At 44.2% G+C, this 23,223-nt stretch carries 17 protein-coding genes; 9 read left to right on the top strand and 8 right to left on the bottom strand.

Features of this window, described 5'->3' with window-relative positions; translation table 11 throughout:
• Positions 1-356 precede the first annotated feature (356 nt).
• A complete protein-coding gene (locus tag LYNGBM3L_RS30395) occupies positions 357-4,640 on the bottom strand; it encodes a tetratricopeptide repeat protein (RefSeq protein WP_008190435.1) in 4,284 nt (1,427 codons plus the stop codon).
• 190 nt (positions 4,641-4,830) lie between these two features.
• On the opposite strand from LYNGBM3L_RS30395, the gene LYNGBM3L_RS30390 reads away from it, so the two are divergent.
• The 4 genes from LYNGBM3L_RS30390 to LYNGBM3L_RS49580 all read left to right on the top strand — a co-directional run bounded on the left by LYNGBM3L_RS30390 (position 4,831) and on the right by LYNGBM3L_RS49580 (position 8,098).
• A complete protein-coding gene (locus tag LYNGBM3L_RS30390) occupies positions 4,831-5,283 on the top strand; it encodes a MerR family transcriptional regulator (RefSeq protein WP_008190433.1) in 453 nt (150 codons plus the stop codon).
• Between the two features lie 149 nt (positions 5,284-5,432).
• Complete coding sequence (locus LYNGBM3L_RS30385) at positions 5,433-6,323, top strand: Rpn family recombination-promoting nuclease/putative transposase (protein WP_008190431.1); 891 nt, start codon at positions 5,433-5,435, stop codon at positions 6,321-6,323.
• Positions 6,324-6,355: 32 nt separating this feature from the next.
• Positions 6,356-6,586, top strand: a complete 231-nt coding sequence (locus LYNGBM3L_RS42190; RefSeq protein ID WP_131826899.1) for a hypothetical protein — start codon at positions 6,356-6,358, stop codon at positions 6,584-6,586.
• A 72-nt stretch (positions 6,587-6,658) separates the two neighbouring features.
• Complete coding sequence (locus LYNGBM3L_RS49580) at positions 6,659-8,098, top strand: FAD-dependent oxidoreductase (RefSeq protein ID WP_008190429.1); 1,440 nt, start codon at positions 6,659-6,661, stop codon at positions 8,096-8,098.
• 95 nt (positions 8,099-8,193) lie between these two features.
• Here LYNGBM3L_RS49580 and larE read toward each other — a convergent pair whose 3' ends face one another.
• The 4 genes from larE to clpS all read right to left on the bottom strand — a co-directional run bounded on the left by larE (position 8,194) and on the right by clpS (position 11,406).
• Positions 8,194-9,021 carry an ATP-dependent sacrificial sulfur transferase LarE gene (gene larE, locus LYNGBM3L_RS30375; protein WP_008190427.1) on the bottom strand — a complete coding sequence of 276 codons (828 nt, stop codon included), beginning with the start codon at positions 9,019-9,021 and terminating at the stop codon, positions 8,194-8,196.
• A gap of 197 nt (positions 9,022-9,218) precedes the next feature.
• Positions 9,219-9,992 carry an ABC transporter permease gene (locus LYNGBM3L_RS30370; RefSeq protein WP_008190425.1) on the bottom strand — a complete coding sequence of 258 codons (774 nt, stop codon included), beginning with the start codon at positions 9,990-9,992 and terminating at the stop codon, positions 9,219-9,221.
• A gap of 256 nt (positions 9,993-10,248) precedes the next feature.
• The gene (locus LYNGBM3L_RS30365) at positions 10,249-11,019 is read right to left on the bottom strand and encodes a CPBP family intramembrane glutamic endopeptidase (protein ID WP_008190423.1); all 771 of its coding nucleotides are present in this window, start codon (positions 11,017-11,019) and stop codon (positions 10,249-10,251) included.
• A 105-nt stretch (positions 11,020-11,124) separates the two neighbouring features.
• On the bottom strand, positions 11,125-11,406 hold the full coding sequence (clpS, locus tag LYNGBM3L_RS30360) for an ATP-dependent Clp protease adapter ClpS (RefSeq protein ID WP_044495357.1): 282 nt from the start codon (positions 11,404-11,406) through the stop codon (positions 11,125-11,127).
• A gap of 124 nt (positions 11,407-11,530) precedes the next feature.
• Between clpS and LYNGBM3L_RS30355 the strand changes: the two genes are divergently transcribed.
• On the top strand, positions 11,531-12,433 hold the full coding sequence (locus tag LYNGBM3L_RS30355) for an alpha/beta fold hydrolase (protein WP_008190418.1): 903 nt from the start codon (positions 11,531-11,533) through the stop codon (positions 12,431-12,433).
• A gap of 544 nt (positions 12,434-12,977) precedes the next feature.
• Positions 12,978-13,907: an NF038130 family PEP-CTERM protein gene (locus LYNGBM3L_RS30350; RefSeq protein WP_044495355.1), complete on the top strand. Its 930-nt coding sequence runs from the start codon at positions 12,978-12,980 to the stop codon at positions 13,905-13,907.
• Between the two features lie 502 nt (positions 13,908-14,409).
• Here LYNGBM3L_RS30350 and LYNGBM3L_RS30345 read toward each other — a convergent pair.
• The gene (locus LYNGBM3L_RS30345; RefSeq protein ID WP_044495353.1) at positions 14,410-15,717 is read right to left on the bottom strand and encodes a dihydrolipoamide acetyltransferase family protein; all 1,308 of its coding nucleotides are present in this window, start codon (positions 15,715-15,717) and stop codon (positions 14,410-14,412) included.
• Between the two features lie 801 nt (positions 15,718-16,518).
• On the opposite strand from LYNGBM3L_RS30345, the gene LYNGBM3L_RS30340 reads away from it, so the two are divergent.
• Together LYNGBM3L_RS30340 and LYNGBM3L_RS30335 are read left to right on the top strand one after the other, a co-directional pair.
• Positions 16,519-17,262 (top strand): PEP-CTERM sorting domain-containing protein, encoded by a 744-nt coding sequence (locus tag LYNGBM3L_RS30340; RefSeq protein ID WP_008190414.1) that lies wholly within the window; start codon positions 16,519-16,521, stop codon positions 17,260-17,262.
• A 163-nt stretch (positions 17,263-17,425) separates the two neighbouring features.
• The gene (locus LYNGBM3L_RS30335) at positions 17,426-17,905 is read left to right on the top strand and encodes a hypothetical protein (protein WP_008190412.1); all 480 of its coding nucleotides are present in this window, start codon (positions 17,426-17,428) and stop codon (positions 17,903-17,905) included.
• 110 nt (positions 17,906-18,015) lie between these two features.
• Here LYNGBM3L_RS30335 and LYNGBM3L_RS30330 read toward each other — a convergent pair whose 3' ends face one another.
• Positions 18,016-18,465 carry a YlqD family protein gene (locus LYNGBM3L_RS30330; RefSeq protein ID WP_044495479.1) on the bottom strand — a complete coding sequence of 150 codons (450 nt, stop codon included), beginning with the start codon at positions 18,463-18,465 and terminating at the stop codon, positions 18,016-18,018.
• Positions 18,466-19,223: 758 nt separating this feature from the next.
• Positions 19,224-21,203 (bottom strand): AMP-dependent synthetase/ligase, encoded by a 1,980-nt coding sequence (locus LYNGBM3L_RS30325; protein ID WP_008190408.1) that lies wholly within the window; start codon positions 21,201-21,203, stop codon positions 19,224-19,226.
• 1,033 nt (positions 21,204-22,236) lie between these two features.
• Here LYNGBM3L_RS30325 and arsM point away from each other — a divergent pair.
• Positions 22,237-23,205: an arsenosugar biosynthesis arsenite methyltransferase ArsM gene (arsM, locus tag LYNGBM3L_RS30320; protein ID WP_008190406.1), complete on the top strand. Its 969-nt coding sequence runs from the start codon at positions 22,237-22,239 to the stop codon at positions 23,203-23,205.
• Positions 23,206-23,223 lie beyond the last annotated feature (18 nt).

The raw sequence follows: 23,223 nt of genomic DNA, 5'->3' as shown, positions 1-23,223 counted from the left end.
AATTTTTACTTTTTAATTGGTAATTGGTAATTGTATAGAGTTGTGAACATATTCGCCCTTGGGTATTGGCAATAAGTGTGTTCACAACCCAGATAAAAACCCTATATCTATAGCAGTCGCCAGCGATGCAGCGCGGTCTTGGGGAGCCAGTGCGGTCTTGGGGGTCTCCCCCATGAGCAACTGGCGTGGTTTCCACGGGGCTTACAAGGTGCGGACGCAGGTTCCGCACACAGCCCCTCCCCATGAGCGACTGCATCAAGACAGGGCAGTTAGGACATGACAAAAGTCTCAAACCTAAGTAAGCGAAAGAGTTTGACTTCTGACTTCTGACTTCTGACTTCTGACTTCTGCTATAACTAGGGATAAGCAAAGTAAAAACTCTCTGAATTATGATTCAACATAATCGAGCGCAACTTTGAAGCAATCTCATCCCGTAGGGGAGCAGCTTCGGCTTGAGTAAGCCAAGTAAATAGTTTCTCCACAGCTTGAGGAGACGGATCAATTTTGAGTGCCTCTTGGAGCAGACGAAACGCACCAGAAAGATTCCCAGCCTTTAGGGGAATTACCATATGGTTTAGACAATAATTAAAGTAATGGTTACGAGCGTTGGCTGTAATTGCTGCACAATGCTCAGCAGGAAGATAGCTCTCGGAAATTTCAATCCCCTGGCGGATAGACGTTGCTTGAGCTCCAGATAATATCAGTTCACTGGTCATATTATTATCATGCTCACGGTAACGTGCCAAAATATCGCCTTCGTACCACCAATCATAAAAACTAGCAATACGCTTATAAATTTCCCAGTCAGGAGTATACGTGTTCCCCGGATCGTAACAGCCCAGATGTTCATGAGTAGAGCGACGAATCACAACTGCACAGGGATTCAAGACATTGGAAGTGCCAATCTTCCACAGCCAATCTTGATGGATACCCGTATCTTTTCCATACACTTGTTGGGAGAAAATTATCTTTCCTTTCTCATTGATATTTTCATAACCCGTAAATGCTGCTCCCACAGAATCACTACATGTTTCTAGACTCTTCTTCAAGCGGGAATAATAACCTGGAAGAACATATTCATCTTCAGGAAGCACATGAATCCACTGACCGCGACTGAGGGCAATACCAAGATTAAAATTGCGTCGGGCACCGATATTTTCTGGATTGCGGTAGTAGCGAACTACCCCTCCCCCAATCGAATTCACCAAATCGTATAGAGGAGGTGTGCTGGCATTATCCATAACCAAAATTTCCATCTCCTCTTCGCCCTGCCATTGAGCCAATACACTGGCCAAACATTCTAGAAGATAGTCAGTACGGTTATATAAAGGAATAATTACTGTCCAAAACGGTCGCTTGTCTTCACTTACCGATACGCTCGGAATCCCTGGAAACTGATATCCCCCGATCGTAACGTCTGGTTGTTCTACCTGCGGTGGTGTTAGTGTCTCAAGAGATACTGTAGAACCGTTATCAGAACCTTTGTCAGAACCTTTGTCAGAACCGTTGTCAGGATTGACTACTTTCCCATACCGGGGATTGACTAGCATTAACCCTTGTCGATAAGCAGATGCTGCCTCCTCTAACTGCTTCTGGGTTTGGTAAATCCTGCCTAAATTAAAGTACACTTCCCCATAACTAGGATTGAGTTCGAGAACCTTCTGATAAGATGCGATCGCATTTTCAAACTCACCTTGGTCTTGAAGCACCACTCCCAAATTGTAATGAGCGCTGACCAAATCTGACTGCATCGCCACCGCTTGGCGATAGTAAGCCACAGCATTAGTCAAATCTCCTGCTTTTTGCCGGGTAACCCCTAGCTCATGGTTCAATTGTGCGTAGTGTGCTTGTTTTTCTAGGGCAAGCTTCTCTTGAGCGTGGAGTGCATTGCCCAAATTCACATCAGCTTCAGTGCAGGTAGGCTCAATCTCCAAAGCTTGTTGATAAGATGCGATCGCATCGTCCCAATTACCTTGTTGTTGTAGAGCATACCCAAGGTTGTTGTAAACCGGTACTAAGTTCGGCTGTATTGTTAAAACTCGTTGGTAACACTCCACCGAGTCAGACAACTGACCTTGACCTTGGCACAAATTACCTAAACTGAACCAAGCCTTAACAGAATTCGGCTCCGCTTCCACAGTAGCTCTGAACAGCTTCTCGGCAGTATCATACTGACCTGTTTGCTGTGCCAGCACCCCTAAGCCATATAAAGCTTCCGGATGATTAGGCTGTTGTTCCAAAATCTTATAGTAAAGCTGTACAGCTTGGTTTAAGCGATTGGCTTGACGATGTTGAACAGCAATTTGTAGTGCTTCAGAAACAGTTTCCATCGCAAATTGTCTTGGTTTATGGACTACATTTAATAGAAAATCTTCCAATGCTCTTACCGGTTTCAAGTCACCATATAACTTATGCTTATTTTCAGCAACTTGATCAGATATGTATTGACGATATTGAGCATCTTGACCCAAGCGTACCGCAATTTTCACATAATCCTCTTTACTCGAAGCAATTGTCTCTTCCAGACCCATCATTTTTAGAATTGCCATCGTATGCCGACCACGCATCAAATCTCCTGGCAATGTCACCATCGGAATATTATGGGCAATAGATTCCAAACTAGAGTTACATCCAGACCAACCAATGCTATCCAGGAATACATCCGCTATCGCTGAGGTTCCAGCAAACCTCCTGTTATTCATGAATGGTAAAAATATGCAGTAGTCTGTATAATCGAGGCCAAATTTATTAAAAGCATCCCTTAAACGCTGCTCAAATATCTCAGTAACCCGGTCACTTTTAACATATTTAATAAATACAAACTTACACCGATGAGCTAACTCCTTAGCAATTCTAGGAAATACATCATCATAGTCAGGTAAATACTTATATAACGATTGGCAACACCAGAACATAATCTCATCATCATCTAAGCCTATGTCCTTTTTAGCGATCGCTTCCGGTGTAATTTCCAAAGGCGTGTAATGGATAGAGAGATTCGGTAATCTAACTAACCTCTCACTATAATGATCTTGAGCATTTTCTGCTTCCATTAAATCACTACTTAAGTAATAATCAATCGTCGGCATCCCACTAGTATCCGGATGTCCCCAAGATGTCATTTGAATTGGAGCCAGTCTTAAACAACCCAACTTAACTGTAGTTGGCGACATCCCGAATTCCGGAAAAATAAGGATGTGTAATTTATCTTCTGTAATTACCTCACACCATTCTTCGATAGTGAAAGAACCTTGAACAAATTTTACAAATGATTTTGCGGCTATTGCTGTTTCCTTATCCTGTTTTAACCCTGTGTGATAACCAAATAGTTCAAAATTCGATCTATCTAGATTTTCTACCCAGCCCTTAATCGGTATTTTCCAATTAGAATGATCCCAAAAGAATTCCGAAATAACTCCAATCCGAACTTTTTCATGAGGCGCTAAATTTGGTAGAGGAATTTTCTGGCTCCACCGGGGATAGCACTGGGACATGATCTGGCAAATCATTTGTCCATAAATTTCCTGTAACTCTCGGTTATTTAACCCTTGATAGGCCAGATAAAAAGGCTGAAACGCTCCCACCGCGTTAGCGGCACTTAGCAGTTCCCTTGGACTTAGCTCTGTATCGCTCTGTGTATAGCTATCCGCTAATTTTTTAAGACTACCTTGGTAATTATTTCGCGTTACCTTGATTTCATCAACACTTGAATAAATGATCGGAATCTGACACACGCACATGGCCAGTTTAGCTTCAGCCAAGTTAGGGTTAATACTTAATGCTTGCTGGTAAGACTGTAGGGCTTCTTCTAGCTTGCACTGTTCGTGGAGTGTATTTCCTAAATTGTTATAAACCTCAGCAAAGTCAGGTTTCAGCCTAATCGCTTCCTGATAGGACTGTACCGCTTCCTCTAACTTGCCCTGTTTTTGGAGTATTGTTCCCAAATTGTTATGAGCGTCAGCATAGTCAGGTTTAAGCCTAATTGCTTCTTGGTAAGACTCTCTTGCAGCATCTAACTTGCCCTGTGTTTGGAATAGAGTCCCCAAATTGTTATGAGCCTGAAAACAATCTGCTTTAAGCTTAATCGCTTCCTGGTAGGACTCTCGTGCCGCATCTAACTTACCCTGTACCTGCAGTACATTTCCCAGATTACAATAAGCCTGAGCATAGTCAGGTTTAACCCTAATCGCTTCTTGGTAGCAATGTACCGCTTCCCCTAACTTACCCTGATTATGAAGCAAATTTCCTAAATTATTATGAGCCACAGCATAGTCAGGTTTAACCTTAATCGCTTCTTGGTAATACTGTACCGCTTTGTCTAACTCTCCTTTTGCCCAGAAGATATTGCCCAAATTGTTATGAACTTCAGCAAAGTCAGGTTTTAGGGTTAAGGCTTGTTGGTACAAGGCTACCGCTTCCTCTAGCTTGTTTTTTTCCTCAAATATACTTGCAAAATTAGCAATGGCTATCACGTTATAGGGCTTCAATAAAGACTTTTCCTCACCCTGATAATCCCCCTGAATCTGTATTACCTGTCTGTAGATAGATTCAGCCTCATCTAATTTACCTAATTGATGATTTTGAGCAGCTGTATTGATTAGAGATTCAAGGTTTGATTCTAACAATTGGTTGGTAGTCATATAGCGGTTTGCAGGGCAGAGCTAGGTTGCTGTAATACTAAATCCGGTTTGATTAGATATCAATCATGAAAAATTATTTCACCCTAGTTGTCCGGTCAGTTTGGCAAAACTTTACATAACTTTACATTAAGGCGTCCAGGAATAAATTTTTGCTATACTAGTTTTATAGGAAGAGTTAGGGAATCCGAACATGAACCACTGCGTTGGTACTACCGAAGCCGCATCTCTATTAGGTATTTCTTCTCGACGATTGCGCCAACTCCTGGAGAAGGGTCGGGTCAGGGGTGCCTATAAAAGTGGCAAATTCTGGATTATCCCTCTTTTCAACCACCTACCACAAATCACCAAAGGTACCCGTGGACCAAAGGGCAAATGGCGTACCAGTCGTCCTCCCGCTTTAGCCACGATCAATGTCAACCGTAATCGGATTGGCACCAACAATGGTAAACCTCCCCAAGACCGTCAGCCAGTGATTTCGGTAAAACGAAGCGGCAACAATCTATACGGCAACCAGATCGAAATCCTTGGTCCATGTCGGATTGTCTATCAGCCCGATCACCCACTGCGTTGTGGTGCTCGTCTATGGATCGAAACCTTCAGTGATGTTCATTTTATTGGTGGTAGTTTTCCGGCTAGTGCTTGATACTAAGGGCATTGCTGATTCTGGCTATGGTTTCCCCAATTCTGGGGGTAACAAAACTTTCAAAGTCCCTCAGAATTCGAGGAGCAACAGGGGCTTTAATAAAACCAGATGATCGCGCATTTATTCCTTAATTAAGGAACGCCAAAACTATGAGATTTATCAGCCCTAAAATAGATTATGTATTCAAAAAAATATTTGGTTCCAAAGAAAGTAAAAATATATTAATTAGTTTTCTAAATGCCATTATTTATGATGGCGAACCAATCATTCAATCTTTAACCATTATTAATCCCTATAATCCCGGTCAAGTGTTGACTTTAAAAGACACTTATTTGGATGTAAAAGCAGTGTTAGCGGATGGAGAGATTGTCCTAATTGAAATGCAAGTATCATCCATGACTGGTTTTAGCAAACGGGTACTTTATAATATGGTGAAAGGATATGTTAATCAGTTAAAAACAGCAGAGGACTATATTCGTCTTAAACCTGTTATAGCTGTCACAATTACGGATTTTATTTTGTTTGACGAAACTCAGCAAATTATTAATCAATTTGTGTTTCAAGAAAAAACAGAAAAGTTTGAATGTCTGGAAGAGGAATTGCAGTTAATATTTATAGAATTACCGAAATTCCATAAAAGACTCTCAGAATTAGAAACTTTAGCCGATAAATGGATTTATTTCATCAAAGAAGCTTCTAGTTTCGATAACATTCCTCCTTCTTTAGGAGAAGTATCAGAGATAGAATCAGCTTTAAATCTTGCTAATCAAGCTGGTATGACGCCAGAAGAATTAGAAATTGCCGATCGCCGTGCTATGGCATTACAAGATGAAAGAGGGAAAATAACTTATGCTGAAGAAATCGGTAGAAAAAATGAGGCGATCGCCTTAATAATACGTCAACTGAAAAAGCGTTTTGGGGAAATTGATAAAAAAACCATTAGCAAAATAGAAATTTTAACAATTGAAGAGTTGGAAAATTTGGGAGAAGACTTCTTAGATTTCAATAACATAACTGATTTAGAAAATTGGCTTAACTAGCATTCAGCCCGGATATAGCGTTCATAGGACTCATGAGGTACACATTATTTTTTACCTCTTCCCTCTTCCCTTTTCCCTCTTCCGTTCGCGTTCGCCTTTGGCGTGAGGCTCAACGTAATCAGGCGCGCGTCTCCGGGGGAAACCCCCGCGTGAAGGCGCTGCCTCCCCAAGACCGCGCTGCCTCCCCAAGACCGCGCTGCATCACTGCTACCTCCTCCCTAAAAACCAGAAATTTGACCTCACAAGTCGTAGAATTCCTATAGTTGGTAGGGTAATGGCATTGCCCAAACAGCAGTAGCGAAGCTGATCGCAAAAACGATCGCAAAAATATAATTATGATCGACACTTATGATATTATTGTAGTTGGTGCTGGTCCAGTGGGATTAGCCACTGCCATTGGCTTACAGCAGCGAGGTATCTCTAATTTTATAGTCCTTGATCAAACTCGTGCCTTTCGTCGAGTGGGTCAGGTTATCGATCTTCTGCCCAATGGATTAAAAGCCCTCAACCACATAGCGCCTTCTGCTTACGAAGCCGTTAAAAACACGGATATGGAGTTTTTGCAGAAAGTGCAACCCAATCAAAAATGGGTTTACAAAAATTTGAAGGGAGAGCAAATTCACTCAATTCCTCTTAGCTATGAGAGTTGGTTCAAGGATTATGGAGAGGGTCGAGTCTCAATTTCTTGGTATGATTTACAGACCACTCTCAGACAGCAACTTCCCGTTGAACAGGTTAAAGCGAATCATCGTTGTATCAATGTAGTCGATGAAGGAAACACCGAATATGTTCGGCTAGATTTTGTTTCTGATGCAGCCATAGAAGCAAATCCCTATGCTCATTGGTCAAACAGACAAAACGATGAGGATACAGTCTCCTTTAATTCAGAACATAGTCCCCAACAATTTCAAAAACAATCAACCCGGGCTAGGCTAGTTGTTGCTGCAGATGGGATCAACTCTAGCATTCGTCGAATTGTTTATAATGATAGTCCCTACAGTGGTTTAGCACGACCTGACTATTCCGGGTTTGCCGCCCTATTCTGTATGGAAATCACAGATATTCCCCCAGAGCTAAGCACAGAGCTTGAAAACAAATTTTTTCAGCAGGAACGGATTATAAGTATCACTAATGATCGCACTAATGATCAAATCTCAGAGGATTCCCCTTCTATGGAATCCCCACGGATGCTCCTATTTCGCCGTTCCAATGCTCAGTTTGGGTATTTGATCCATCTTCCTTTAAACCAGGAGGAGTTGACAGAAAAATCTGGAAGTGCCTTAATTGCTTTAGCATTACGAGAGTTGGAAAACGCTAATTTTCCCAAAGCTCTCACACAATTAGTGGCGTTATCTCCTCCTGTCAAAATGCAATCCCGTCCGTATTACATTCACCGTGTAGAAACTCTATCTCCCTGGAGTTCAGGTAGAGTTGTATTAGTGGGTGATGCCGCCCATGGGATGCCTCCTTTCATGGCTCAAGGGGCTAATCAAGGATTGGAAGATGCTCTGGTTGTAGCTACCCTTATCGCTAATATTGTACATAAAAATAATCTTGATAATATCCAAGCAATCGCCAATGCTTTCCTTAACTATGAATCTCTTCGTCGTCCATTAATGGAGAAGATTCAACAAGCAACATTGACCAGAATTCCCTACAATAACAAACAAGCATGGCAAGACTACCAACAATTGGTATATTGTCGTAATTTTGACCAACTACTGGAGCAATGTAACCATTCAGCAGTCAGCAGTCAGCCGTCAGCCTTGGCCTAAGGCCACGCTACGCGAATGGCTGATAGCTGATAGCTGATAGCTGATAGCTGATAGCTGATAGCTGATAGCTGATAGCTTACACAAATCCAAACTGATTAAGCTTTCATACTAATCACATCCTGACTCAAAACTTGATTCAATTTGCCACTGCGATATCCTTCTAAATCCAGGGTCACATAGACAAAACCCAACTCCTGAAACTCTGCTACTAACTTTGGTAAATCTGTTGTTACCACAAATTCCTTAATCTCTTCCGGTAGTAACTCAATTCGTGCGGTATCTCCTTCTGAACGAACCCTCAAATTCGAGAAACCTAACTTCCGTAAATAGATCTCTGCTCGTCCTACCCGTTGTAACTTAGCCACTGTAATCATTTCCCCATAGGGAAAGCGAGAACTCAGACAAGGTTGGGCAGGTTTATCCCACCACGGCAGTCCTAATTGTTTCGAGAGTTGGCGCACTTCCGCCTTAGTTACCCCCACTTCCGCTAAAGGCGATCGCGCACCTCGTTCCTTGGCCGCCTGAATCCCTGGACGATAGTCCCTTAAATCATCCCCATTCACCCCATCGACTACATAAGGATAGCCTCGCTCTAGGGCTAGAGGTTTGAGAGTGTCGTGGAGTTCACTTTTGCAAAAATAACAGCGATTGACCGGGTTAGAGGTATAATTAGGATTATCCATCTCATGGGTTTGGACAACCTCATGAGTAATGCCAATGGTAGCGGCTTGGATGCGAGCGTCTTCTAATTCTTCTGGTAATAGTGACGGGGATTCAGCAGTGACCGCTATTACGCGATCGCTTAAAACATCGTAAGCAATTTTAGCAACTAGCGTGCTATCAACTCCCCCAGAATAGGCAATCAAAGCCCGTTCCATCTCCGCAAATATAGTTTTTAATTGCTTGAGTTTCTGCTCTAGCATGGTTTTGATAAATAATTTTCCCTATTTGTAGCATTATCCCCATCTACTATCATGCCCCATTTGTAATAATTAGACTTCACGGTATAGCACTACCCATTAAAATTAGGACATTCCTAAACTCCGAAACGTAAGTAATCGCTTACTTCTGACTTCTGACTTCTGACTTCTGACTTCTGACTTGCCCATAGCGCTATAAATCAAAACTCCCGTTGCCAGAAGATTAGGATAGCGATCGCTAACAGTAGCACGATGTAAAGTAATCCATAAAGTCCATTTAAAAACAGTTCTGGGAACGGGGGTAAGACACCATAGACGGCATCATTCTTTAAATTGAGCCGTGATAAATCCGGGATAACCAAGTATAGGGTTTCGGTCATCCGCTCAATGCCAGGGTTTTCGCTCAACTTGCTTAACTCCACTAAATCACGGCTCAAGTGTCCCATCATATAAATCCCAAACGTAAGTAACGTTGCTAGGAGTGAACTAGTAAAGACACCAAACATTAGCGCTACTGCTGTGATTAGAGACAGTTCTAGAAATTGGTAAAGCACCGAAACCAGGATGCTAACCACAGGGTATTCAATACTAGAGGCACGTAAGCCCAGCAGATAAATGGCAGTCATAGCCACAACCAGCACAGCCAATACACCCGATAACCCTAAGTGTTTGCCAATGATAAATTCAGCCCGGCTAAGAGGCTTGGGAATTAACACTAATACAGTACGCTTTTCGATTTCCTTGTTAATCAACCCGGTACCAACAAATACCGCCACGATTACACCCAGGATACCCATCCCAGCTAGACCCAAATCCAGAAAAATTTTCTCTTCTGTGGTTGCTGCTATCTCAGGTAACAGCCTCAGAGCTATGCCTAGGGCTAGGGCAAAAAAGCCGATCAGATATAAAACGCGATCGCGTATCACTTCCCGAAAACCATTAGCTGCGATCGCCCAAATTCTTGCCAAACTCACCTACTATCTCCTATCCTCCTCTTTTGCTTCCATCATAGGAGAGGTACACAAGTTTGGGATTTTTGCTATAAGCTTAAGTCATGGATGATAGAGAAGTCATCAAGAACCGCCCAGAATTCGCTTAGGTGCGCTTGACCTTGGCGAATTTAATTCGCCACGGGTCGCACCTCTTGCTATTTAGACTTTTAAACTATTATCACTTTGGACTCTAAATACCAATCACTAATCACTAATTATTACTAATCACTAATTATTACTAATTACTATGATGATTGCGCTTCATCCACCAAGCAACTAAAGCTAGAAATAGCAATCCCATTATCCCAGCAGTAGGATCGCGATTAATGCCAGTAATCCAGGGAGCAACCTTGCCTGAATAGACTACTAATTGCCCAACATCAATAATATAATAACCCCAAACTAAGCCAGCATGGAGACCAATCGATAAACCTAGCCGTCCTTGAGTTGATCGCTTTGCCCAAATCAGGATTAACCCTAGCAGCAATAAACTGGGAAATCTCGGTAAGCCGCGAATCATTTCTGGAATTGGTTTAAGGAAATGCAGCAGCGCAAATGCGATCGCACCAATCCACTGTGATGTCTTAAAACTATAATCCCGTTGCAACTCATCAAGCAACCAACCCCGAAACACCAATTCTTCAGCGAAGCCTATGGCCAAAGCACTGATTAATCCCTCTACAATCAGCCGTGACCATGGGAGTGGAGGAGTTTGGAATGCTAGCCAACCCAGCCACCCTTGTAATCCAAACAGACTAAGAGTCATTAACAGACCTAGGCCTAGTCCTCTGATTAACTCAAGAGCGTTTTGCGCTGTTAGCCGCAAACCATATTTTTTTAACAGTCCTGGCTGGCGATAAACCTTCCTTCCCCAAACTCGGACTAAGTACAGAAATACCCCGAACATTAGCCCCATAGTCAGGATTGTCACTGAGTTTGGGTCGCTACCAATTAAGTATATTGGTGCTGCTATGGGTAACCAAAGCAACAGCAAAGCTAGTATAAACATCCCCAACCTGAATGGTGCTGGGTATAGGGATAATCTAGCCAGCCTGGGTGTAAAACGTTTTATAATTTCAAGATTTGGAAAGGGAAGAATCTCTCCTATTGCCCCTTATTCGTCAGGTTCAATTGTACTAGTCAGACCCCGGTTCTTCAGGGTTTCGCAATAAAACTCAGCATGCTCTTGAGCACAGGTAATCACCAATGCCAGCCCGGATTGATGGGCTTCCATCATAATGTTGACTGCTTGAGGTTGAGTCAGACTCGCCACAGTTTCCATCAAGGTTTTCACCACATACTCCATAGAGTTGAAGTCATCATTATGGAGCAATACGCGATAGCGAGGCGCGTGTTTACGAACTGTTGAACGCTTCTCAATGGTTTCGACTGACAAAGCTTGTCCCTCTCTCTTTTATATGTTTACACAAACTCTCCATTATATACTGCCATTATTCTAACATCAGACAACTGACAGGGAGCGCTATGATCAAAAAGTTAACATTACTTAATAGTTTACCGTGATTACCCAGGTAAGTGCTACCCCTTCTAATACTCCCATCCCTGGAACTTACTGGCAGTGGCGGGGGGAATCTATATATTATGTACAGGCTGGACAAAAGCCATCAGGATACCCACCGTTACTGCTAATTCACGGATTTGGGGCATCTACAGACCACTGGCGCAAAAACATTGCTCAATTGAGTCAGGATTTTGAAGTTTGGGTGATTGACTTGTTGGGGTTTGGACGTTCTGCTAAACCAGATCGGGAGTACAGTGGCAATTTGTGGCGAGACCAGTTGCATGATTTTATTACAGAGGTGATTGGTCAACCAGTAGTCTTAGCTGGAAACTCCTTGGGGGGTTATGCAGCTCTGTGTGTAGCTGCACAGCGTCCTAGCTCCGCCGCAGGTTTAGTATTGCTCAATAGTGCTGGACCATTTAGTGATACTCAACCTGCCACTAAGGTCAATCCTGTCAAAAAAGTTCTCAATCAGGTAACCAAATCAATTTTTCTACAACCTTGGGCAAGTTTCCTGTTATTCCAGTACCTGCGGCGACCGTCAATCATTCGCAAAACCCTCCAGAAGGTTTATCTTGACCAGAGTGCGGTAACGGAACAGTTAGTAGACGAGATTTATCGCCCGTCTTGTGATCCTGGTGCTGCTCAGGTATTTGCCTCCGTGTTCAAGTCACCCCAAGGGGAAAAAGTCGATGTGTTGTTGGAACAGATGACTTGTCCATTATTGATGCTATGGGGAGAAGGGGATCCTTGGATCAAGAGCAGAGAACGGGGAGCAAAGTTTAGGGAATATTATCCTCAGTTAACGGAATATTATCTACAAGCAGGACACTGTCCCCATGATGAGATACCAGAACAGGTGAATAATCTGATCAAGTCTTGGGTAATGGGTAATGGGTAATGGGTAATGGGTAATCGCTACAAGATTGAAAATTTATAGAACTACCCATTAAGGTGTTTGAGATTAATACACCTTGAAAAAGGTGGGACCCGTGGGGAATTTAATAATTAGATGCGGGAACTAAGTTACCGCATTAAGAGGGTCACCTTTATTATGGGTTACTGGCTATACGTAAAAGAGGTGCGACCCGTGGCGAATTTAATTCGCCTACGGAAAGCGCACCTTTGGTTAAAACTTTTGTAATTAAGGCGACCCTCTTCAAGGTTTATTCTCCGGAAAGGGCACCTAAGCTGTTGTAGTCAAATTTAGCATCCATGGCCGCCACCCTTACGCGCGGGGGGTTAGGGGTGATTCCTAAAGCCCTTGCCCGTAGCGCTATATTGCCCTATTCAGAAGTTAGGAACTGACGAACTCAGGATTATGTCAAAGATTAACATAACTTAAACCGTATCACAAACGCGATCGCTAACATCCCACTCCGATACTAAAAAAAAGACACCAAGTGCTGCCAGCAACCTGAACAAACTCGAAGGGAGACATGTCAATGAAAAGCACAGTAATGAAAATGTGGCTCGGTGCCTCAATTATTGCCGGTATCAGTGCGATCGCCACTACCCCAGCTGTTGCTGGAAGCCTCACAGGAGCGACCCTAATCGGTAGTGACTACCTCAAGATTGCATCTGACGGTACGAATACCTATATAGATCCAGGTGCTAGTTTGTCAACCCTCTTGCAAGGTGACGCTAGTGACCCTGGTGGAAACGTAGAGCTATTTGCCAGCAGTGAAACCCTGGAAAACTTCCAATTTTTCTTCTCTAACGATGTCACTAGCCTAACAGGTCAAATCGGTGGTAAGGACATCACCTTGAGCAGTCTGACATTCGCTGACTGGGCTACTGATTTTGGTGGCATCACCTTAGCTCAGAAGTGGTTCAGTGATGCCTTAACTGCAAACGGTCTTGTATCTTTGATTGGGTCAGGTCTAGATAATGTTCTGTATGGACAATTTTTCGGCAATGGAGGATTGCAACGATTTAGCGATCCCAATATTTCCTACCTCAACCAAGATGACACAACAGGCCTAATTACCATTGGGCTAGCAGGTCACTTTAATGCTAGAGATATGTTGGCAGAGATAATTCCTCCAGCCTTCGCTGGTTTCCTACCACCTAGTATACAGGCTAGTGAAATTGTCAAGGTTGAATACGATGGGAAAACCCAATACCTTTATGGTTTCGAGGCCACAGATTCTGGGCTGGTCAGCCTTGACGATAATAACGATTACACGTATTCTCACACAGGCAACTACCAACTGGCGTTCGGTGGCTCTCTTCCACCGCATTTATCGAACCCACAAGATGTGCCTGAATCCTCTACTTTGCTTGGTCTAATCGTTGTGGGTGGTTTGTTTACTGCTGGAGGGTTAGTGGACAGTAGGCAAAAGTATCACAAAGCTTGCCAAAAACTCAAGTAATTTGCTATACTTTAACTATGTTCTTAGTGCCACAACCTTGTCTCAATTAAATAAATTTCCCGAAAACCAAGGGTTTTGTAGTGACATTGGATCTGGTTTACGCACTTTTATGGGCGCACGAGGAATATTTCTTCGTGAAGCGCGGAGATACCCCCTGGCGTTCGAATCAGCTGGCATTGGCGGGCTAAAGTTGATCTTGGTAGACTTTGGTAGCTAAAAAGGTATCGGAAACTGCGAAAATCTCACTGTTAAACGCAATAGTGAACAATTTTACNGAGAGGGGCGCACAACCAACCGTGCGACCCCCTCTCAGTGATCAAGCAGTTCATGTAGGGTGGGCAGTGCACCAGACAGATAATCAAGCTTGCAAGGGCTGCTAGGCACTGCCCACCTTACCATTAATGACTAGGTTACCAAGTTCATGTAGGTGGGCAGTGCACCAGACAGATAATCAAGCTTGCAAAGGGCTTTGCTAGGCACTGCCCACCCTACGATTAATGACTTAAAGAGTTAACGATTGCGGATCAGTTTCAATCAACTTCGCCAAGTCTTGCAAGAACGCTGCCGCATCAGTACCATAGATAATCCGGTGGTCACAGGTAATATTCACTTGCATCTGACGCTTTACTCCCATCATGCCGTCAGGGCTAGCTACTACAGTAGGACGGGATGCACCAATGGCCAAAATAGAACCCTGTCCTGGGGGCAAAATCGCATCAAACCGGTCTACACCAAACATGCCTAAATTGGATAGGGTGAAAGTACCGGAATTATATTCCTCTGGCTGCAACTGCTTAGTTCTGGCACGGTCTACTAAATCTTTCCAAGTGCGAGACAGAGAATAAATATCCAGCTGCTCCGCATGGCGCAATACTGGGGTAATCAAGCCACCATCAGCCATTGCCACAGCCACAGCTACATTAATGGAACTGTGATATTGAATTCCCCGTTCGGTATAACTAGCATTGACCAAGGGATGCTTCTGCAAGGTAACCGCTACTGCCTTAGCTAGCAGCCCTGTCATCGTAACACCCTTAGGCTTGATTTTTTTGTATAACTTATCCAACTCATCCGTAGTGATGGTGTAACCAACCCTGAAGGTAGGCACTTGCAGGCTGACCATCATATTCCGCACCACTGCATTTTGCAGGGTATTGAACGGCACCACTTCTCCCAGGGGTACAGCCGCAGGAGGTGCTGGCAGAGGAGCTGGCATAGTTGCTGGGGTGGGAGTGGGCATTACAGCCGGTGTCGGCGGTGCTGCTGGGGTGGTGGCTGGTGCTGGGGGAGTACTGACTTTACCTGCTGCTGCTTCCACATCCTCAGCCACAATCCTGCCATGGGGACCACTTCCTCTTAAGGTATTCAGATCAACCCTTAATTCCTTCGCTAGTTTACGAGCTCGGGGAGAAGCAATAATTCGTCCATTACGGCGGCTGGGAGTATCAGCAATGGCAGCGGGAGCGGTCTGTACCGGTTCTGGGGTTGAGGCCGTTGCTTGCTGAGGCGTTGCTGTGTCAGTAGCTGGTGTAGATTGGGCAGCTTGTTGTTTAGCTGCTTCAATTTCCGCTTCCGTTTCCGCAATCAGAGCAATCGGGGCTCCCACCGGAGCAGAGTCACCAGCTGATACCGTGATTGTGGCCAGATATCCTTCATAGAAGGACTCAACGTCCATATCAGCCTTATCCGACTCAACCACCACCACGGTTTCACCTTTTTCGACTTTGTCTCCGGGAGATTTTTCCCAGGAAACTATTTTGCCTTCGGTCATGGTTGAACTGAGGGCGGGCATGAAAACTTCGTGAATCATGGGGTGGTCTTCTAAATCAATTCTAGTGAGCTAGCAAAAACATTATGCCAGCTTGCATTGTAGCTTGAATAAGCCCCACAAAGCCATCGTACTGTGTAAAGAAACCATGAGGCAGAGGGCTTCGATGGTTTTATACAATACGGATATCCTCTTTTTGCTCAGGATTAGGGATTAGGGGAGTGGGTAGCTACCAATCACTCTATACATGCTAATAGCTCTTATCGGTTGACTGCTGAGAGGGTCAGTCTAAGAGCTAGTTTAGTATAACCTTAAATCCTATCGATTTTGGTGGCCGGATGAAGGTCATTTCACTGAATCTTTAATTAACCGACTCAAACGTTAAAGAAATGAATAATTTATCCCAAGAGAGGAAACTTATACCTAATCTATAGGTTAATTAACCATAAAATAACTATAGCAATCCGATCTGATTCGTGAAATAAATGGGCTGCTTTAATGCAGGAGTAATCCCCCCTCCTTAATAAGGGGGGCTGGCAGAAGGCAGAAGGGACCGGAGTTGGAGCTATTTTTTAATAAGTCCAGTGATTTTAAAAATGATTGAGGATTGCTATATAATAATCTATTTATAGCAGTCGCCAGGGTAATTAGGACATGACAAAAGTCTCAAACTACAGTATGGCAAGAGTTTAAATTCAGAATTCTGAATTCTGAATTCTGAATTCTGAATTCTGCTATATTACCTGAATAGTAGATAGTAAAGGTTAATAAAAATCCTCAAAAAAAGATATAAAAAAAGATTTTAGCGCTAAAATTAAGTCAGTATTGAGGGGTTGAAAAACCATGAAAAAGTTATCAACAGTTACGCTCACAGCTGCCTTAGTTACTTTGGGAACAGTAGGTGGTAATCCCGCTCTAGCTGATGAATACTTACTGGATTTTGAAAAGGATGATGCTGGTAACATTCTCAAGGCGGGGACTAAGAAAAATATTGGTGAGCAATGGGCAAAATTCGGTGTGCATATAACCAGTAACAAAGGGTCTAATCATCCCTTAAGGTTATTCAACAGCAATTGCGGACCTGATTTTGGGATTACATGCACCGGTGGAGACGATGACTTAGCCACGGGACCTTCATTTGGTACGAAGCCACAGGGTAACGTTCTAATTATCAACGAGGACAAAAGTAAAACACCCGATGACTGGGCTGGCGGTGGTATCATTTCCTTTGTTTTTGATCAAGCCGTTTCTGTTGATTACGTCACGCTTCTAGACATTGATGAGAATCCGAAGAATAAAAACGGATATGTTAAAGCGTTTCTGGAGGATGGCACAACAGAGAAACAATCACTAAAATTTGGCACAGACAACTCCCTATCCACTTACGATTTCAGCTATCTTCCTGAGTATTCAGTGACCAAGCTGGATATTAAACTACCAGGAAGTGGTGCGGTTTCTGGCATCAAGTTTACCGATTTCCCAGATCCCCCTAAGCCTTCTAAGAAAGTTCCCGAACCAACTTCGACATTGGGTCTGTTGATGTTGGGTGCTATCGGTGCTGGGTCAGTGTTCAAGCGCTATAAATAATGCCATCAGTAATTAGATGGACTTGGGCCCCCGGGGATAATGTGTTTTGTTAAGTGTTAAGTGTTAAGTGTTGACTGTTGACTGTTAAATGTTGATCGTTGAGAGTTGACTGTCAACAGCCGACAAGTTAGCTTGATTTCTATCGAATGCAACTTGATATGAGATGCTTAACAAAAAACTTTCCCTGACCGCGCTTACAGGTATTATCCTAATCCTGAGTGCTTGCAATCTGATTAGCAAACCCCCTGAACCCAAACCAATTCAGTCTCCTGCTAATGTCCAGACTAAGCGAGAAGACTATAAAGCCATTGACCTAGCCAATAAGGCAAAACCGGATCAACTGATTGGTGCCGATCCAAAAGCGATCGCATTATCTACCTTTGGTCAAAACCAATCGTTGATTGAAGGAAACTTTGATCAACAGGTCAAGGTAGATTATCCTCAACCTGATCAAGCGGTAGTCACCATCACTCAAACGGGTTTACCGGATGACTCTGTACGTGGCATCCGGTATCGTATTGAGTTATCACCCAAGGAATCAGCCCAAACTGGCAAAAAGTGGCAGATCATGTGGGTTGGTCAACAGTTTACCTGTCGAGAGGGACGGGGTCATCAGGATTGGTCAACGGAATTTTGCCAGTAATGGCTGGGTCAATGGCAAAGGCGTGAAAGACAATACAGAGATTTTTAAACAGGGATACACGGATAATCAGATATCCGTGTATCCCTGTTTATTCATGTCCTGTGTTTCCGTTAAATATCACCGCGAATCTCTTCGATAACCCCATCCCGCAGCAGAATTTCCACGTTCATCTTTTTGACTAGGTTATCTCCTTCTTCCACCCTGAAGAAGCTTTCTAGCTGACCTTGACTAACTTCCTGGTCGAGTTCGAGGGTTTGGACTTGTTGTAGTTGCTGAAGTTGCTGGTTTTTCTGCTCTAGCAGTTCACTTTTCTTTTGATTGACCTGGGTTTGAATGCTTTCAATTTGTTGCGATACCTGAGGACCAGGAGGATTCACGCTCTGGTTTTTAATCTCAGCGATCGCTTTTTGTCCCTGCAGATCAATCTGTTGCAGTTGGCCGTCGAGTTGGTTGATTTGATTTTGTAGTTGTTGCTGAACCTCTTCCTTCCATCGAGGGGTAACGATGGCTTTGATATTAATTGGCCGTTTCAAGAGTAAGTTCTTATTAGAGTCGTCCATATGCGTTCCACTATGTAACTTTGAGGGATTGAGAGTTTGACTGGTGATATTGCTCAATAATTCTTCAAAAGAAGATTGAGGTTCAGTCTCAAGGTTTGAGGCCCGCACCTCTAAACCTTCTAACGTTTTAACAGAAACTCGCGGAATTCCCCACCTTCTTTGAAGGTGGGGATGGATAGCGAGACTACGGAGGCGCGCTTTCCGCTTGAAGAATTAAATTACGGGGTCGCGCCTCAACTTACGACGATTCGTGATATAATCAACTTGGTCGTTGACCCGCCTGACTGACTAAAAGGCTACCTTATCAAAGGTGTACAAAGTACGCTTCAGAGCTCAGGGTCAGAAGTTACCGCAAGAATAAGGCAGCCTTTATGGTTTGTCGGCTATGGGTAAAAGGGTTAAAACTTTATGATTAAGGCTGCCTTATTCTAAGGTTTAGTCTCCCGGAAGAGACTTGCCCCGGCTGGTTAGCCATAGAGCTGTAATTCCATGGTAAGTCTGTCGTAAAAGTTATACGTCGATAGAAGGCGGATGTCTGCCTGTGGACGCCTCGTCAACGACCAATTCCAGCAGGCGCGCTTTCCTAGGCCGGGTTCCCCGGCCTAGGAAAGCGCCTCTGGTTTAGGCGTCGGGGACGCGCGCGGGAAACCCGAACGCGCCCCGCGTCGGCTTTGCCGATAAGACGAATAAGACCGTCCCTGAATTGACCTGAGAATGCGAGCAATCCCATGACCTTTGGTCAAGCCGGTTGGGGTACTTCACGCAAACATCCCGTCAATGATAGCGCGATAGCGTTCTGTGACTACAGGTCGTCGGATTTTAAAGGTTTGAGTCATCATGCCATTTTCCTGGGAAAACGGCTCTAGAATCAGCCTAAAGGTGCTGATGCGGTCATCTTGGCGATAACCTGGTCGATTTTGGACTTCTCGGTTTAATTCAGTCCGGTATAACGTCTGAACCTCTTTAGTATTTAAATCAACATCTTGAGCGAATACATCAAGGGTAAGATTTTGAGCCGCTGCCCACCCTTGCAAGGCATCTAGATTTGGTACTATTAAGGCACCCAATGCCTTTTGGTCTTGACCCACTAGCATAATCTGGTCAATGTAAGCACTGCGCAAACAAGCATCTTCTATTGGTTGTGGCTCGATATTTTCTCCATTGGTCAGAACTATAGTATCTTTTGCTCTGCCAGTGAGGACTAAATCATTCTGGGGGGTCACCCAACCTAAATCCCCTGTATCAAACCACCGGTCTCGATCAATTGCCTTAGCGGTAGCTTCTGGTTTGTGATAATATTCCTGCATCACCTGTGGTCCTTTTACCATCACCAAGCCGGTTTGACCTTGGGGTAAAGGCTGATGAGTCTCAGGGTCAACAATCCGGATTTGAGTTTCCGGTAAAGGTGGTCCAGCACTAAAACGCAGGTTACGATAGGAACGCCGGGCATTAGTAACGGGAGATGTTTCGGTTAAGCCATAGCCGACTAGGACTTCGACACCAATAATCTCAAAGAAGTTATCCAGGTGCCTCGCTAAGGAACCCCCACCACTAATGACTTGCTTGATTTCTCCCCCAGTGGCTTCCCGGACTTTTTGATAAACTAGTTTATTAGCCAATTGATGAACCGGCCATAAATAGGAAGCTTGCACTGTGGCCAATAGTTTTTGGATGGGTGAAGGATTTAAATTATCTAAGGTCAACCCCTGAGCAAGCCGCCGTGCCTCAATGTAGCGTTGACTGAACCCTAGCAGGTTTTGGACTAATTTCTGCTTACCTTCCGGTTGCTCACGAAACTGCTTTTGCACCCCCTCATAAATCGATTCCCACAGTCGGGGTACTCCGACCATAAAGTTAGGTTTGAAGGTTTTAAGGTCTTTTTTGACATGGCGCAGGTTGGTGTAAATCTGGGTGGAACCCTGAGATAATAGAAAATACTCCGCTGAGCGTTCGTAGGCGTGCCAGGTAGGCAGGATAGAAAGAACGCGATCGCTTTTTTGGATTTCTATTACTGTACCAAGGGTGTTGACCTGATGCAGGAGATTACCATGGCTCAGCATCACCCCTTTGGGTTTGCCTGTGGTACCAGACGTATACAGCAGAGTTGCCAAGGTTTCCCGGTTGTGGTTAGCTTTGGTAACAGACCGAGATGCCCCGGCTTCCATGAGTTGAGTATAGTTAACAATCTGTCGGGATGATCCGGTCGATAGTGGTTGTTCTTCAGAAAGGAGAATCACTAATTCAATCGGTAGCCCATCCAAGCGATCGCCTAATTTTTCCAAAGTTTTGAGGTGTTCTACTACCAGAGCCGTGCTACCGCTATCTTGGAGAATATAAAGCAATTCCTGCCGTTCTGCTTGACCTGAGCGCACCACATTTACTGCTCCTGCAGTCATGATCCCCTGATCGGCAACTAGCCATCGAGGAGAGTTATCAGCAAATAAAGCAATTCGGGTAGGAATACCCTTCTCATCGAGTTTTGGCTGGAAACCTAGGGATTGTAATCCAGCCGCAAATTGCTCGATTTGCTCGTGCAACTGGGTATAGGTTAGGGTCGAGGCTGGAGCACCATGAGCTCCCACAGCGTGAGGGTCTTGCAGAGCAATGATTGACCCAAACCGTTGGGCAGCAAGGGGCCATATTTCTGGTATCGACTTTAGTGAAGAGTAATCAGCAACACGCTTGAGGTAAACTCTCTCTTGTTGTCTGAGGCGTTCTGCATACTGGTTTTTCGACATTCATCAACTCCCTGATTGTAATGGTAGCTCTTTCTACCATACTCTTATGCTCAGAGGTGATTGGGGGTGTTGAGTGGACACAATTGTTTCTGTCTTAGTTTCTGTGTAAGCATTCAGCCGTCAGCCGTCAGCCTTTGGCTCACGCTACTGATCGGTGCTTTCCGTAACTCAGCATTATTCGAATGCTTACCTGTTTTATTCAAAAGCACCGATCAGTAGCACCATCTGTAGCGCATTAGCTGATATAGCACTACGCATTCAGACGTTTGACATTCCTAAACTCCGAAACTTAGTCATAGCTTACTTTTGACTTCTGACGCAAGTTCCTTTAAGCTTGCGCGTAGCGCTATAACTGCTAGCTGATAGCTGATAGCTGACGGCTGAATGCTTAAGTCACCCGAGTCACCCCATGACCTGATCACCTGATTACCCCAGCATCCTATACCCTAAGCATGAGCGATCGCGTGGTAATCTCAGTAAAAATTCATGGTGTACTACTCGAAAAATTCATCTGGCATGAGTTTAATAGCATCTAAGGGTGAGGCAAGGGATTGTACCGTTGCTTACCTGAAGACAAATTGGAGCAAAAGCCTGCAACAGCGCGTTAATTCCAAATTCCCTATTGTAGCTTCCCTATAGCCTAAACGAATAATATAGCAGTCGCCAGCGATGCAGCGCGGTCTTGGGGGTTTCCCCCACTCGCGCTTTGCATCAAGACAGGGCAGTTAGGACATGACAAAAGTCTCAAACCTAAGTAAGCGCAAGAGTTTGACTTCTGACAAAGGACTTCTGACTTCTGCTATAAATCGCGGCTAGACATAGGCGAAGCCTTCTTGAAGATGACAAAGTCCGCACTTCGCTGACTAGATGATCAAAATAATCAACGGGGTTTTGAACCGGGATTTGGTATCAGAGGATACATGAATTTTGTAGCATTAACGCTCAACTGAGGAACTATACTGGTTCAGAATTAGTTTTCAATTTCCACCCTACTATCAATAGCATTACCATCTTTGCCAAGTAAAGGATTCTGATGACCTATCTCGAAACAACTGCTGAATTTTATTCTGAAGTCGCCCAAACACCCCAAGTTGGTTTGTGTTGTGTCCAAAGTAGCCCCTTACAACTGCCAGGACTGAAAATTCCTCCAATGATGGCGGATATGAATTATGGCTGCGGTACGACGGTACATCCCACGGAACTCAGCAATCAGCCAACGGTCCTCTATGTCGGTGTTGGTGGTGGTTTAGAGGCGTTACAGTTTGCTTATTTTTCCCAACGTCCAGGGGGTGTGATTGCTGTTGAGCCAGTTCAGGCCATGCGGGAGGCGGCTACCCGTAACCTGAAGATTGCTGCTCAAGACAATTCCTGGTTTGACCAGAGTTTTGTGGAAATTCGGGAAGGGGATGCCTTTGCCCTACCTATGCCAGATGATTCTGTAGATGTGGTTGCTCAGAATTGCCTATTCAACATCTTTGAACCGGCTGACCTGATGAAGGCACTCAAAGAAGCCTATCGAGTCTTAAAACCAGGTGGACGACTGTTAATGAGTGACCCCATTGCAACTCGTCCGATTCCACCCCATCTACAGGAAGATGAGCGGCTACGAGCTATGTGTCTGTCTGGTGCCCTCACTTATCAATCCTATGTCCAGCACTTGGTCAGGTCAGGTTTTGGTCAAGTAGAAATTCGAGCAAAGCGTCCCTATCGGCTTCTGGATTGCCAAAACTACAACCTCGAAGAACCCCTGCTGCTGGAAAGTCTGGATTCTGTTTCTTTCAAAGTTGTGATCCCAGAGGATGGACCATGTATTTTTACTGGCAAAACAGCAATTTACATGGGCGCGGAAGAGTTTTTTGATGACAATGCGGGACACATCCTCTCCCGTGGTGTGCCAGCCGCTGTTTGTGATAAAACAGCCGCGAAATTAGGAAAGGTCAATCCAGAAGAAATCTTAATCACCGATTCAACTTGGCACTATATTGGTGGTGGTTGTTGTTAGAGATCAAGGATAAAGTCT

Origin of the sequence: Moorena producens 3L (assembly GCF_000211815.1) — a bacterium.
Classification (GTDB): Bacteria; Cyanobacteriota; Cyanobacteriia; order Cyanobacteriales; family Coleofasciculaceae; genus Moorena; species Moorena producens.
The sequence above is the reverse complement of the archived record's forward strand: the minus strand, read 5'-3'. Positions and strand labels throughout refer to the sequence as shown.